This window comes from Fontimonas sp. SYSU GA230001 (assembly GCF_040066175.1).
GTDB lineage: Bacteria > Pseudomonadota > Gammaproteobacteria > Nevskiales > Nevskiaceae > Solimonas.
The window spans coordinates 1-13,041 of record NZ_JBEAAM010000036.1 but is presented as its reverse complement, the minus strand read 5'-3'; the positions used below and the strand labels follow the sequence as shown (position 1 = coordinate 13,041).

The window sequence follows — 13,041 nt, the reverse complement described above, 5'->3', positions numbered from 1 at the left end:
GAGAATGATTGTCAACTGTAATCAGCATCCCTAGAATCCGCGCTGTGGAGCCCTTGTCCGCTCCATCCGACCAACAGGATTCCCATGACGACACTCAACCGCATCCTCCCCGCACTGACGGCGGCGCTGCTCGCCTCGACCCCGGCACGCGCCGCCGATGCCCCCCCGCCGGGTGACATCCAGGGACAGATCGAGCGCCTGCAGTCCGAACTCCGCGCCCTCAAGGCGCAGATCGACGAACAGAACCAGCACAGCTCCGCCCAGCAGCGTGCGGACGCCGAACAGCAAGCACAGATCGACGCCCTGGCCGACCGGATCGAACGGCCCAGCGCGACGTCCAAGGCCAAGTTCGGCGGCTATGGCGAGCTGCACTACAACAACCTCGACAGCAAGCGCGAGATCGACTTCCACCGCTTCGTGCTCTACGCCGGCTACGACTTCAGTGATGGCATTCGCTTCGTCTCGGAAGTGGAACTGGAGCACGCGCTCGCCGGCGAGTCCAAGCCCGGTGAAGTCGAGCTGGAGCAGGCCTACCTGGAGTTCGACCTGCCCGCGCAGCAGAAGGCCAGGGGCGGCCTGTTCCTGGTGCCGGTCGGCATCCTCAACGAGACGCACGAACCGACCACGTTCTACGGCGTCGAACGCAACCTCGTCGAATCGGCGATCATTCCGACGACGTGGTGGGAGGGCGGCGGGGCCATCGGTGGCCCGATCGCCGGGACCGGCCTGTCGTATGACCTCGCGGTCCACAGCGGACTCAAGCTGGCCACGACCGGCAGCAACGCCTACGCGATCCGCGGCGGCCGGCAGAAGGTCGCCAATGCCGTGGCCGACGACCTCGCCTACACCTTGCGCCTGCGCTATACCGGGATCCCGGGGCTGGAACTGGCCGGAACGGTCCAGTACCAAGCCGACGCCACGCAGGCGCTGGACAACGAACAAGTCTCCGCGCTGCTGACCGAAGCCCACGCCGTGTTCGAACGGGGGCCGTTCAGCGCCCGTGCGCTGTGGGCCGCCTGGAATCTCGACGGCGATGGCCCCAAGGCCGTCGGCCGTGACCGGCAGGACGGCTATTACGGCGAGCTGGGCTACCGCATCCGGCCCACGGTGGGGCTGTTCGCCCGCTACAGCGTCGCCGACAATGGCGGACCTGCGGACGCAACGGAAATCCGCCAGACCGACATCGGCATCAACTGGTGGCCGCACAAGGATGTCGTACTCAAGGCCGACTACCAGAACCAGGATCGCGCCGCGGACAACGACGGATTCAACCTTGGCATCGGCTACCGCTTCTGACGCAAGCCGGCGTCGCGCGCGCTCCGGTCGCTGGCCGGGGCGCGCGTTCGCGCTGGCGCTGCTGCTGTGGTCTTCGACGACCCGCGCCGCGGACGAGGTGTATCTCGCACCCGATCGCTTCGTCGCCGAGGCCTTCGGCGGATCGCCGCCCGCGCCACAGATCGTCTGGCTGAGCGGCGCGCTGCGCGAGGATGCGCAGCGCATCCTCGGCCATGCGCCGGAGGCGTTGCGGCTGCGCTACTGGCGTCAGGGCCCACGCAGCGCCTGGATCCTCGACGAGATCGGCAAGGACCAGCCGATCACCGCCGGCATCGTCGTCGACGATGGCCGGCTGGAACGGCTGCGCGTGCTGATCTACCGCGAGTCGCGTGGCTGGGAAATCCGCCACGACTTCTTCACGCGCCAGTTCGACGGTGCGGCCCTGACGCCGGGCCGGGAACTCGACCGGCGCATCGACAACATCTCCGGGGCGACCCTGTCGGTACAGGCGATGCAGCGGCTGGCGCGCCTGGCCCTGCGGCTCCATGCCGAGGTCGCCGGACCATGACCGGGCAGCGACCGCGCCGCAAGCCGTCCCTGTACGTCGTCCATCGCTGGATCGGCGCGCCGGCGGCGCTGTTCGTCGTCTTCATGGCCGGCACCGGCCTGCTGCTCAACCACGGCAGCGACTGGGGGCTCGACCGCAAGCCGGTGCGGGTGGAAGCCCTGCTCGACGCCTACGGCATCGACCTGCCACCGCCCGATCGCGGGCTGCGCGTGGACCGACATTGGCTCAGCGCCAGCGCCGGCACCACCTACTGGGACGAGCGACCGGTGGGAACCACCGGCGCCTGGATCGGCGCCGTCCACGCCCACGGGCGCGTGCTCGTCGTCGGCCAGACCGCCGCCGTGCTGCTCGACGCAGACGGCGCGCTGCTGGAGCGCAGCACGCTGTCCGGATGGCCGGCACCCATCGTCGGCGTGCGCGCGTCCACCGCGGGGTTCGTCGTGACCACACCCGACGGCGATTTCGAGGCCGACGCCGACCTGCTCACCTGGACCGCCACCGTCGTCGGCAGCCCGCTGCCGCAAGCGACGCTGGACGCGCTGCCCGCCGATCTGGCCGCACGCGTCCGTGCCGACGCCCGCGCGCGCAGCATCAGCTGGGAACGCGTGCTGCTCGATCTGCACAGCGGCCGGCTGCCCGGGCGCATCGGCACCCTGATCGCCGACCTCGTCGCGCTGGCGCTGATCGCGCTCGGGTTCAGCGGATTGGGCTTGTGGCTGCGCCACCTGCGCCGGCAGCGTGCGCAGCGGAAATCGGCCGCTCGACGCCGCGCGGGGTCGTGACCGCGATCGCCTTGCGCCGCACCGGCTCGCGCGGTTCCACGCCCAGCAGCGGCGCGAGCTCGTTGAGCGCGCGGCGGTACACATCGCGCTTGAACTCGACGACTTCGAGCAGCGGATGCCAGTACTCGACCCAGCGCCAGCCGTCGAATTCCGGTTTGTCGGTCGCGTCGAGGCGCACGGCGCTGTCGGTTCCGATCAGGCGCAGCGCGAACCACTTCTGCTTCTGGCCGATGCAGGTGCGCCCCCGGCTGCGCCGCAGGTAGCGGTTCGGCAGCCGATACCGCAGCCAGCCGGCCGTGACGCCGAGGATCTGCACGTCGGTCTCGACCAGGCCCAGCTCCTCGTGCAACTCGCGGAACAGGGCGTCGCGCGGCGATTCACCGCGCTGGATGCCGCCCTGCGGGAACTGCCAGGCCTCCTGACGGATGCGCTTGGCCCAGAGGACACGGCCGCCGGCGTCGCTGAGGACGATGCCAACGTTCGGCCTGAATCCATCCGCGTCAATCACTTAAGTGGTCGGCCAGCGCGCCAAGTTCGTACCGATTCTTCCACAGCGCCGCAGCCGTCGGCAAACCGCGCCGACGCAGCTGCTATCCTGCCCCGCCCCCACCGCAAGCCGCCCCATGCGTCTGGCCGTCTTCGATCTCGACAACACCCTGCTCGCCGGTGACAGCGATTACCTCTGGGGCTGCTATCTGGCCGAACAGGGCATCGTCGATGCACAACTCCACGCCCGGGAGAACGAGCGTTTCTACCGCGAGTACCAGGCAGGCACGCTGGACATCCATGAATACGCCGCGTTCGTGCTGCGCACGCTGGTCGAGCACGAGCTGCCGAAGATGGAGGCGCTGCGGGCGCGGTTCATCCGCGAGCGCATCGAACCGATCGTCGCCGCCGGCACCCGCGAGCTGCTGGCACGGCACCGGGCGGCCGGCGACCTGCTGATCATCACGACAGCGACCAACCGCTTCATCGTCGAACCGATCGCCGCACTGCTTGATGTCGATCACCTGATCGCCACCGACCCGGAGATCGTCGCGGGACGGTACACCGGCCGCATCGCCGGCATTCCCAACTTCCAGGGCGGCAAGGTCGCGCGCCTGCGGCACTGGATCGACAGCCAGCAGCGGCCGTGCCGGCACATGAGCTGCTACAGCGACTCCCACAACGACATCCCGCTGCTGGAGATGGCGCAGCACGCCGTGGCGGTGGACCCCGATCCGGTGCTCCGGGCGGTCGCCCAGCAGCGCGGCTGGGAGGTGATCAGCCTGCGCCGAGCCTGAGCCCGGCGAAGGCATCGTGCAGTCGGCCATTGGTCGCCAGCACGGTGCGGGTCTCCAGCCCAGGCGCCCGGCCATCGAGATCGGTGAAGCGGCCGCCCGCCTCGCGCACGATCACCGCGAGCGCGGCGATGTCGAGGATGTTCACGTCCGATTCGACCACGGCGTCGATCTTGCCGCCGGCCAGATAGTGGTAGTGGAGGAAATCGCCGTAGCCGCGGATCCGGTGCAGCTGCGGGATCAGGCGGCCCAGTTCGGCCCACTGCGGCGCGCGCGCCAGGGTCGCCAGATTGCCGGTGGACAGCGTCGCATGGCCGAGCCGGTCCACCGCCGACACCGACAGACGCTCGAACTGCGCCAGCGGCGTGTCGAGCAGGCCGCGCCACGCGCCCTGCCCGGCCTGCGCCCAGACCAGCTCGCCCAGCCCCTCGTTCCAGCAGGGCGCGCAGGACACGCCCAGCACCAGTTCGCCAGCGCGCATCAGCGCGATCTGCACCGAGAAGATCGGATAGCCGCGCACGAAGGCCTTGGTCCCGTCGATCGGATCGACCAGCCACAGGGCTTCGGCATCCGCGTGATCCTTGCCCGTCTCCTCGCCGTAGAAGCCGTAGGACGGAAAGCGCGCCTGCAGCTCGGCCTTGATCGCCTTCTCCGCAGCCACATCGACCTCGGTCACCGGACTGGCGTCGGCCTTGTATTGCACGTCGAAGTTGCCGCGAAACGCCTTGCGGATGATCGCGGCTGCGGCGCGGGCGGCGTGCAGGGCGGCTTCGAGTTCGGCGCTGGCCATGGACATTCGGACGAACGGACGACGTGGGGCGGGCATGATAGCCGCTACAATGCGCGCCACGCAGGTGCCACGGTTCGCCGTGGTGAAACGGGAAGTCCGTGCGAAGCGGACACTGCCCCCGCAACGGTAACTGGCAAGCCCACGCGGTATCGCCACTGGCCCAAGGGCTGGGAAGGCGCCACCGACAGTCATCGCCAGGAGTCCGGAGACCGGCCTGCGAGGTCCGGCCCATCGCCGGTGTTCGATCTTGCGGCCGCGGGGACGCGGCCAGGGATACTGCTCATGAAACGTCTGTTGCTTGCCGCCTGCGCGGCGATACCGGCCTGTGCATCCGCGCAGCAATCCACTCCGCTCGACCCGATCGTCGTCACGGCCACGCGCGACGCGCGGCCGGCCTCGGCGCTGTCCGCATCGGTCGAGGTGCTCGACCGCGGCGCCATCGAGCGCCTGCAGGCCAACGACCTCGCCGACCTGCTGCGCCAGGTCGCCGGACTCGACGTCGCCCGCAGCGGCGGCGCCGGCTCGCCGGCCTCGGTGTTCATCCGCGGCGCGGAGAGCAACCACACGCTGTTCCTGATCGACGGCGTGCGCTACACGACCGAGTCCTTCCTCAACGCCCAGATCCAGAATCTCGCGCCCGAGGCGATCGAGCGCATCGAGATCGTCAAGGGCCCGCGCTCGGCGCTGTGGGGCTCCGATGCGATCGGCGGCGTGGTCAACATCATCACCCGCCAGGCCGGGCGCGGCTTCGGCGGCGGCGCGAGCCTGCGCGGCGGCAGCTACGGCACGCTCGACACGGCCGGCCGCATCGCCTGGGGCGGCGATGCCGGCGGCCTGTCGCTGGACGTGCAGCGCCAGGATTTCGACGGCTATCCGCCGCTGCGCAGCGGCACGCGCGATCTGGGCCACGAGAATCTGAACATCGCCGCACGCGGCGCGATGCAGCTCGGCGGCGTCACGCTCACGGCCCGCCACCTGCAGGCTGCGGGCACCAACGAGTACGTCGCGTTCGGCTCCGAGCGGGCGCAGGACTATCGCAACCGCGTCAGCGCGGCGGAGGCCAGCACCACCCTGCCGGGCGGCGGGCAGACGCGCCTCGTCGCCAGCCTCGCCTACGACGAGCTGCGGCAGCGTCAGCCCAGCGACGCAGAGCGGCCGCAGCTGCGCGACTTCACCGAAGTCGAACGCCGCAACCTCGAATGGCTGGCCGAGTACAGCCTCGCCGGCGTCGATCTCGGCGGCGGCCTGACGACCGGCACGTCGGACATCCACGGTGTCTTCTACTCGTCCTTCGGCGACAGCGTCACGGACGACCGCACCGAACGCCACGCGGCCTTCGCGCAAGCCAGTACATCGTTCGGGCGCATCGACGGACTGATGGCCCTGCGCTACACGCACCACGACCAGTTCGGCGCGGCCACGACCGGCAACGTCGAGATCGGCCTGCGCGCCTGGAGCGGCGCGCGCCTGGGCCTGGCCGCCGGCACCGGTTTCAAGGAACCGGAACTGACCGACCTGTTCGGCCCCTACGGCAACCCGGGGCTCGATCCGGAGCGCTCCAGGAGCCTGGAGCTGAACCTGCGACAGACGCTGGGAACCCGCCAGGTCGTCACGCTGGCCGCCTACGAGACCCGCATCGACGATCTGATCGGCTACGACCCGGACAGCTTCGCGCTGGTCAACATCGACCAGTCGCGGACGCGCGGCGTCGAGGCCGGCTGGCGTTACGCGGACGAGCAGTTCGACGCGCGCCTGTCCGGCACCGTCCAGGACCCCCGCGACCGCACGACCGGCGACCGCCTGCTGCGGCGCTCGGCGGCATCGGCGCAGGCCGCCCTCGGCTACCGCTGGGGCCGCTTCGAGCCGGGCATCGATGTGCAGGCCTACGGCGCGCGGCGCGACCGCTACACCGACCCGGCCACCTTCGAGACGACTCCAGTGCGGCTCGGCGGCTACGCGCTGGTCAACGCCAGCCTGCGCGTGCAACTCTTCGACGGCCTGAGTCTGGCACTGCGCGGCGAGAACCTGCTCGACAAGGACTACGAGCTGGTCCGCGGCTACCGCACGCCGGCGGCGAGCGGCTACGTCACCCTGCGCTACGCCTATTGAGGACAGCGGCGGCGGGCAGCACGGGTGTGCTGTCCGCCGCTACACTCGATCCATGGGACACCGACTCAGCAAGATCGCCACGCGCACCGGCGATGGCGGCACCAGCGGCCTGGCCACCGGCGAGCGCCTGCCCAAGACCGACCCACGCTTCGCCGCGATGGGCGATCTCGACGAACTCAACTGCCAGATCGGCGTGCTGCTCGCCCTCGAACCGCTGCCGCGATTCGCCGATCCACTCGGCGAGATCCAGCACCGCCTGTTCGACATCGGCGGCGAACTGGCCCTGCCGGGCCACATGGCGCTGACCGACGCGCAGGTCGCGCAGCTCGACGACTGGCTCGCGCAGTTCAACGCCGACCTGCCGCCGCTCAAGGAGTTCGTGCTACCCGGTGGCGGCCGGCTGGCCGCGCAGGCGCACCTCGCGCGCGCGGTGGCACGCCGCGCCGAGCGCAGCCTGTGGCAGGTCCACGCACACGCGAGCGTGAACGCGGCTGCGCTGCGCTATCTCAATCGCCTGTCGGACCTGCTGTTCGTGTTCGCCCGTCACTTCGCACGGATGCACGGGGCTGAGACGACCTGGCGGCGCTGTTGAGCGCGCGCACCCGGTCCAGCCCTTCGCACAGCTCCTCGATGCCGTCGAGCACGCGCGGCGACTGACGGGTCAGCGAGTTGCCATCGACGACGACGCGGTAGCGCGCATCGGCCGGCCGGAGTCCGGGCAGGCGCGCCCAGTAACGCGCGATCGCGCCGGCATCCTCCTGCCTGGAGTACACGACGACGTCCGGTCGCGCCGCAAGCACGGACTCGCTGCCGACCACGGCGGCCACCGTCGGCAGGTCCGCGAACACGTTGTCCGCACCGCACAGCTGGAGCGCCTCGTGAATCGGACTGCGGCGGTTGATGCTGTACGCCGGGTCGGTCTCGGTCTGGTAGAAGGCACGCAGGCGCGGACGGTCGCGGTAGCGCTCGCGCAGCGCGGCCAGGCGCGCCTCGTAGCGCTGCGCCGCGTCCTCTGCGCCGGCATCGGCGCCGGTCAGCCGTCCGGTCGCGCGCAGGGCCGCACCGATGTCCTCGAGGCCGCGCACCGCGATCGTCTCGACGCGCAGGCCCAGTGCACGCAGGCGCGGCAGATGGGCCGCCGGCGTGCCGCCGTCCCAGGCCAACACCAGGTCCGGGTGCAGCTGCAGCACCGCTTCGAGATTGACGTTGAAGGCGTCGCCGATCTGCGGGCGCGCGGCGGCGGACGGCGGCGCATCGGTGTAGGCGGCCACGCCGACCAGTTGCGCGCAGCGCCCCACCGCGCAGACCAGCTCGGCCAGGTGCGGCGCGAGCGTGACGATGCGCTCGGCGGCCGAAACCGTGCCGCCGAGCAGCAGCAGGCACAGACCCGCCCACCTCACAGCATCGCGCCGGTGGCGAACAGCGCGAAGGCGGCCAGCAGGATCAGCAGGGCGCGCCACTGCATGCGCAGCACCTCCGCCAGCATCGCTTCCAGGCTCGCGGGCACGACCGCCGCGCCGTCGGACTCCTCCATGCCCAGCGACGCGAGCGGCACCTCGGCGAGCACCGCCCAGGTCTGGGTGCGCCACTCGTGCTCCGGATCGCGCAGCAGCCGTCGCCAGGCCGCGAGCGCGTCGTCCAGACTGCCGGCGAGGCCATAGACCAGCGCGGTGATGCGCGCCGGCAGCCAGGCCAGCGCGGCGTGCAGCCAGTCCGCGGTCGCCAGCGCGGCGGAACCGGGTGCGGTCTCGGACAGAAAGCGCGGCATCCGCCCGGCGAGGCGATACGCCATCGCGCCGGCCGGCCCGAGCGCAAAGAACCACAGCAACACGCCCAGCAGCTTCTCGTGCGACTGGATGAACAGCGCGCCGCCGAGCGAACGATGACCGTCGCCCGGATTGGGCCCCTGCTGCAGGGCGCGCTGCAGTTGCGCCACGCGCTCGGCGTCGTTGCGCTCGCGCGCCGCCAGCAGTTCATGCACGTCCTCGGCCAGATCGCGGGGGCCCAGGCACAGCAGCAGGATCAGGGCCGACAGCCCGAGCACGAGCAGCGGGCTCTCGATCTGGCCGAGCCCCCAACCGACCAGGCCCGAGGGCAGCGCCACGACCACCAGCGGCAGCAGTCTCGATCGCCACAGCGCATCCGGCAGCAGCGCGTGCAGCATCCTCATCAGGGACAGGAACAGCACCGGACGCCCCCAGCCGGGCAGATGGCCGAGCAGGCGTTCCAGCAGCAGCGCAAGCAGAATGCCGATCAAAGTCATGGCTGCCCGGACTCTAGCAAAGAGCGCAGGCGCGCCCAGTCGAATGCCGGGCCCGGATCGGTCTTGCGCCCCGGCGCGATATCGCTGTGCCCGACGACGCGCTGCGGCGTGATGCGCGGATAGTGCCGGCGCAGAACACCGATCACGCGCGCCAGGCGCCGGTACTGACGCGCCGTGTAGGGCCGCTCGTCGGTGCCCTCCAGCTCGATGCCGATCGAAAAATCGTTGCAGCGCTCGCGCCCGTCGAAGCTCGACACACCCGCATGCCAGGCGCGCCGCACGAACGGCACGAACTGCACGACGGCGCCATCGCGGCGGATCAGCAGGTGCGCGGACACGCGCAGCGCGGCGATGCCGGCGAAGTACGGGTCGGCGGCGGCATCGAGACGGTTGGTGAACAGCGCCTCGATCCACGGCCCGCCGAAACGTCCCGGCGGCAGCGAGATCCCATGGATGACCAGCAGGCTGATATCGTCCGCATCCGGCCGCGCGTCGCAGTTCGGCGAGGGCACGCGGCGCGCGCCGGCGAGCCAGCCCTGGGCGTCGATGCCCGTGCGGGCCGGTCTGGAACCTTTGCGGCTGGTCGGCGTCTTTTTCATCGTGCAGCCATTCGAACTGGGAGACATCATGAAGCAGTGCTTGCGCGCCTGTCAGGTTGTGGCGGCGCTTCTGCTCGCCGCCGGAGCGGCACGGGCGGCCGATCCCGCCGCATTCCCCGATATCCGCATCCCCTACGAGCGGCATGTCCTGCCCAATGGGCTGACGCTGCTGCTGCACGAGGACCACAAGGCGCCGATCGTCGCGGTCAACGTCTGGTACCACGTCGGCAGCAAGGACGAACGCCCCGGCCGCACCGGCTTCGCGCACCTGTTCGAGCACCTGATGTTCAACGGCTCGGAGAACCACGACGACGAATTCTTCCGCCCGCTGGAGCCGGCCGGCGCGACCAAGATGAACGGCACGACGTGGTACGACCGCACCAACTACTTCCAGAACGTGCCGACCAGCGCGCTGGACCTGACGCTGTGGCTGGAATCCGACCGCATGGGTCACCTGCTCGGCGCGATCGACCAGAAGAAGCTCGACGAACAGCGCGAGGTGGTGCTCAACGAGAAGCGCCAGGGCGAAAATGAGCCCTACGGCAAGGTCGATGAGCTCATCGCAGCGGCGACCTATCCCGTCGGCCACCCGTATTCGTGGACGACGATCGGCTCCGAGGAGGACCTCAAGGCGGCGACCCTCGATGATGTCAAGCAGTGGTTCCGCGATCACTACGGCGCGGCCAACGCGGTGCTGGTGATCGCCGGCGACATCGATCCCGCCGAGGTCAAGAAGAAGGTCGAGCACTACTTCGGCGACATCGCGCCCGGTCCGGCGCTCAAGCGCCACGGCTCCTGGATCGCCAAGATGAGCGGCGAGAAGCGTGCGACGCTGCAGGACCGCGTGCCGCAGACGCGCCTGTTCAAGACCTGGAACATCCCCGGCTTCTGCGAGACGGACGCCAACCTGCTCGGCATCGCCGCGGACGTGCTCGGCAGCGGCAAGAACAGCCGGCTCTACGAGCGCCTGGTGTACCGCGACCAGACTGCGACAAAAGTCAGCGTCGGCCTGGGCCCGTTCGAGATCGGCTCGCAGTTCCAGATCGACGTGATGGTCAAGCCCGGCGGCGACGCGACCGCGGTCGAGCGCGCCATCGACGAGGAAGTCGCGCGTTTCCTCAAGGACGGCCCGACCAAGGCCGAGCTGGAGCGTGCGCGCACCAAGGTCTTCGCGTCAGCGCTGCGCGGCCTCGAACGCATCGACGGCTTCGGCGGCAAATCCGCGCAACTGGCGCAGTACCAGGTCTATTGCGGCACACCGGACCGCTACACGGCGGAACTGCGCGAGATCCGCGACGCGACGCCACTGCAGATCCGCGACGTCGCGCGCCGCTGGCTGGCCGACGGCGTGTTCGTGCTCACGGTCGAGCCGCTGCCCGAGTACACCGCGGCGAAGAGCGGCGCCGACCGCTCCAAGCTGCCGGCGCCCGGGGAAGCGCCCGATCTGAAGCTGCCCGCGCTGCAACGTGCGACGCTGTCCAACGGCCTGAAGCTGGTCGTCGCCGAGCGTCACGCCGCGCCGGTCGTGCAGCTGTCGTTGATCGCCGACGCCGGCTATGCGGCGGACATGGGCATCAAGCCGGGCACCGCCAAGCTCACGCTCGACATGCTCGACGAGGGCGCCGGCGCCTACGACGCGCTGGCGCTCGCCGCGCGCGCCGAGGAACTCGGCGCGCAGATCAGCGCCGGGTCGAATCTGGACAGTTCCTTCGTCAGCCTCAACGCACTCAAGGCCCGTCTCGAACCCAGCCTCGACCTGTACGCCGACGTGCTGCTGCGGCCACGCTTCCCGGCCCACGAACTGGAACGCCTGCGCAAGCTGCAGATCGCCGCGATCCAGCAGGAGAAGGCACAGCCCTACGGCATCGCCACGCGCCTGTACCCGCGGCTGATCTACGGCGAAGGACACGCCTACGCCAATCCGCGCAGCGGCAACGGCACCGAGGACAGCGTCGCCTCGATCGGCATCGACGACCTGCGCGCGTTCTATGCGAACTGGCTGCGGCCTGACAATGCCACGCTGCTGGTCGTCGGCGACACCACGCTGGCCGAGATCCGCCCGGCGCTGGAACGCCGTTTCGGCGGCTGGAAGGCCGGCCCGACGCCCAAGCCGCAGAAGAATCTGGCCGGCGTCGCGCTGCCGCAAAGACCGCGCATCTTCCTGGTCAACCGCACCGCCGCCGAGCAGTCCCTGATCATGGCCGCGCACCTGGCTCCGCCCAAGTCCGACCCGGACGACCTGGCGATGCAGCTGGCCAACACCGCGCTCGGCGGCAACTTCGTGTCGCGGCTGAACATGAATCTGCGCGAAGACAAGCACTGGAGCTACGGCGCCGGCAGCGTGATCTCCGGAGCGAAGGCGCAGCGGCCGTTCTTCGCCTATGCATCGGTGCAGAGCGACAAAACCATCGAGTCGATGCGCGAAGTGCGCACCGAACTGTCTGCGATCGGCACGACCCGGCCACTGCGCCCGGACGAGATCGACTTTGCCCGCGACAGCCTGGTGCGTGCGCTGCCCGGCGACAACGAAACCGCCGCCGAGATCGGAACGTCGATCTCCAGCATCCTGGTCTATGGGCTGCCGGACAGCTACTGGAACGATTTCGTCGATAAGGCGGCGGCACTGTCACCCACCGACGTCAATGCCGCGACGCGGCGCTTGATTCAGCCGGACGCGCTGACCTGGATCGTCGTCGGCGACCTGGCGCGCATCGAGCAGCCGATCCGCGATCTCGCTTGGGGCGAGGTCACCGTGCTGGACACGGACGGCAACACGCTCCGCTGAACGGCCGATCCCGGAAGTCGCGGCCATGGCGGGCCGCGGCGGGTCCAGGAGGACACGACGCAAAAAAAGCGCCGCTGCGTCGGCAGCGGCGCGAGTCAATGCCTCTGGGAATCAGTGCCGGAAGGACGTCAGCGCATCTCGCCCAACGGGCGCGTGAACGTGTACTTCGCCGGTTCGACGACGAACTTCTTGGCCGGATTGACCGGCGCCTCGAACTGGATCAATGCCAGCGGCAGCGAGGCCACGAACAGCCCGGTGCCGGCCACCAGGCCGACGAAGCTCAGCGGACGCACGATCAGCAGGTCGAAGGTCATCGCCACCGCCGACGGCGCCTCATCGACGCTGTCCCCGGCCACCTGCGCACTCGCCGCGGACGCCGCCACGAGCAACGCGGCGGCCACGGCCATCCTGTTCATGCCCTTCATTGGAGTACCTGCGCTTTTGCCAAGCCGGACAAAAGCTTAGGCAGCAAAGCGAAAGCTGTCAACGAAGAGCCTCTTCCAATGACACATGAGCCTGAAGGGGGTGCGTGATTCCAACGTGAAGTGAGCCTGAAAGGCCGGCGGGGCGGCGGGATCATCGGAGGATGA

13 protein-coding genes and 1 riboswitch are annotated in these 13,041 nt (G+C 69.8%); of the genes, 7 read left to right on the top strand and 6 right to left on the bottom strand.

The genetic code is table 11. The features are described 5' to 3' along the window. Positions 1-84 precede the first annotated feature (84 nt). Genes AAG565_RS15080 through AAG565_RS15070 form a run of 3 tightly spaced genes read left to right on the top strand, consistent with a single transcriptional unit; the run spans position 85 to position 2,625 of the window. Positions 85-1,296, top strand: a complete 1,212-nt coding sequence (locus AAG565_RS15080) for a porin (RefSeq protein WP_348820475.1) — start codon at positions 85-87, stop codon at positions 1,294-1,296. Then, on the top strand, positions 1,274-1,843 hold the full coding sequence (locus AAG565_RS15075; protein WP_348820474.1) for an FMN-binding protein: 570 nt from the start codon (positions 1,274-1,276) through the stop codon (positions 1,841-1,843). The genes AAG565_RS15080 and AAG565_RS15075 overlap by 23 nt, the downstream gene beginning before the upstream one ends. Next, entirely contained in the window at positions 1,840-2,625 is a 786-nt protein-coding gene (locus tag AAG565_RS15070) for a PepSY domain-containing protein (RefSeq protein WP_348820473.1), read from the top strand. The genes AAG565_RS15075 and AAG565_RS15070 overlap by 4 nt, the downstream gene beginning before the upstream one ends. On the opposite strand, the gene AAG565_RS15065 is transcribed toward AAG565_RS15070, so the two are convergent. Next, positions 2,540-3,133, bottom strand: coding sequence for an RNA pyrophosphohydrolase (locus tag AAG565_RS15065; RefSeq protein WP_348820471.1), 594 nt, complete (start codon positions 3,131-3,133; stop codon positions 2,540-2,542). The genes AAG565_RS15070 and AAG565_RS15065 overlap by 86 nt on opposite strands. Positions 3,134-3,248: 115 nt before the next feature. Here AAG565_RS15065 and AAG565_RS15060 point away from each other — a divergent pair, with 115 nt between their 5' ends. After that, complete coding sequence (locus AAG565_RS15060) at positions 3,249-3,908, top strand: HAD family hydrolase (RefSeq protein ID WP_348820470.1); 660 nt, start codon at positions 3,249-3,251, stop codon at positions 3,906-3,908. Here AAG565_RS15060 and AAG565_RS15055 read toward each other — a convergent pair. Continuing rightward, entirely contained in the window at positions 3,889-4,695 is an 807-nt protein-coding gene (locus AAG565_RS15055) for an inositol monophosphatase family protein (protein WP_348820469.1), read from the bottom strand. The two genes, AAG565_RS15060 and AAG565_RS15055, sit on opposite strands and share 20 nt — an antisense overlap. A 45-nt stretch (positions 4,696-4,740) precedes the next feature. Then, positions 4,741-4,928: riboswitch (cobalamin riboswitch) on the top strand. Positions 4,929-4,977: 49 nt separating this feature from the next. Here AAG565_RS15055 and AAG565_RS15050 point away from each other — a divergent pair. Together AAG565_RS15050 and AAG565_RS15045 are read left to right on the top strand one after the other, a co-directional pair. Continuing rightward, the gene (locus AAG565_RS15050; protein WP_348820467.1) at positions 4,978-6,804 is read left to right on the top strand and encodes a TonB-dependent receptor; all 1,827 of its coding nucleotides are present in this window, start codon (positions 4,978-4,980) and stop codon (positions 6,802-6,804) included. A gap of 52 nt (positions 6,805-6,856) precedes the next feature. Next, positions 6,857-7,396 (top strand): cob(I)yrinic acid a,c-diamide adenosyltransferase, encoded by a 540-nt coding sequence (locus tag AAG565_RS15045; protein ID WP_348820466.1) that lies wholly within the window; start codon positions 6,857-6,859, stop codon positions 7,394-7,396. Here AAG565_RS15045 and AAG565_RS15040 read toward each other — a convergent pair. The 3 genes from AAG565_RS15040 to ampD are packed head-to-tail and all read right to left on the bottom strand — an operon-like array spanning position 7,311 to position 9,666. After that, positions 7,311-8,204: a helical backbone metal receptor gene (locus AAG565_RS15040; protein ID WP_348820465.1), complete on the bottom strand. Its 894-nt coding sequence runs from the start codon at positions 8,202-8,204 to the stop codon at positions 7,311-7,313. The genes AAG565_RS15045 and AAG565_RS15040 overlap by 86 nt on opposite strands. Then, entirely contained in the window at positions 8,201-9,067 is an 867-nt protein-coding gene (gene ampE, locus AAG565_RS15035; protein ID WP_348820464.1) for a regulatory signaling modulator protein AmpE, read from the bottom strand. The genes AAG565_RS15040 and ampE overlap by 4 nt, the downstream gene beginning before the upstream one ends. After that, entirely contained in the window at positions 9,064-9,666 is a 603-nt protein-coding gene (gene ampD, locus AAG565_RS15030; RefSeq protein ID WP_348820463.1) for a 1,6-anhydro-N-acetylmuramyl-L-alanine amidase AmpD, read from the bottom strand. Before ampD ends, ampE begins: the two co-directional genes overlap by 4 nt. Before the next feature lie 28 nt (positions 9,667-9,694). Here ampD and AAG565_RS15025 point away from each other — a divergent pair, with 28 nt between their 5' ends. Continuing rightward, a complete protein-coding gene (locus AAG565_RS15025; RefSeq protein ID WP_348820462.1) occupies positions 9,695-12,451 on the top strand; it encodes a pitrilysin family protein in 2,757 nt (918 codons plus the stop codon). A gap of 128 nt (positions 12,452-12,579) precedes the next feature. Here the strand turns inward: AAG565_RS15025 and AAG565_RS15020 are convergent, their stop codons facing one another. Then, positions 12,580-12,867 carry a hypothetical protein gene (locus AAG565_RS15020; RefSeq protein WP_348820461.1) on the bottom strand — a complete coding sequence of 96 codons (288 nt, stop codon included), beginning with the start codon at positions 12,865-12,867 and terminating at the stop codon, positions 12,580-12,582. Between the last annotated feature and the right edge of the window lie 174 nt (positions 12,868-13,041).

Coding starts and splice junctions, on each gene's coding strand:
- AAG565_RS15080 (WP_348820475.1), top strand. CDS start 85: ATGACGACACTCAACCGCATCCTCCCCGCACTGACGGCGGCGCTGCTC.
- AAG565_RS15060 (WP_348820470.1), top strand. CDS start 3,249: ATGCGTCTGGCCGTCTTCGATCTCGACAACACCCTGCTCGCCGGTGAC.
- AAG565_RS15050 (WP_348820467.1), top strand. CDS start 4,978: ATGAAACGTCTGTTGCTTGCCGCCTGCGCGGCGATACCGGCCTGTGCA.
- AAG565_RS15020 (WP_348820461.1), bottom strand. CDS start 12,867: ATGAACAGGATGGCCGTGGCCGCCGCGTTGCTCGTGGCGGCGTCCGCG.
- ampE (WP_348820464.1), bottom strand. CDS start 9,067: ATGACTTTGATCGGCATTCTGCTTGCGCTGCTGCTGGAACGCCTGCTC.
- AAG565_RS15025 (WP_348820462.1), top strand. CDS start 9,695: ATGAAGCAGTGCTTGCGCGCCTGTCAGGTTGTGGCGGCGCTTCTGCTC.
- AAG565_RS15055 (WP_348820469.1), bottom strand. CDS start 4,695: ATGGCCAGCGCCGAACTCGAAGCCGCCCTGCACGCCGCCCGCGCCGCA.
- ampD (WP_348820463.1), bottom strand. CDS start 9,666: ATGAAAAAGACGCCGACCAGCCGCAAAGGTTCCAGACCGGCCCGCACG.
- AAG565_RS15045 (WP_348820466.1), top strand. CDS start 6,857: ATGGGACACCGACTCAGCAAGATCGCCACGCGCACCGGCGATGGCGGC.
- AAG565_RS15070 (WP_348820473.1), top strand. CDS start 1,840: ATGACCGGGCAGCGACCGCGCCGCAAGCCGTCCCTGTACGTCGTCCAT.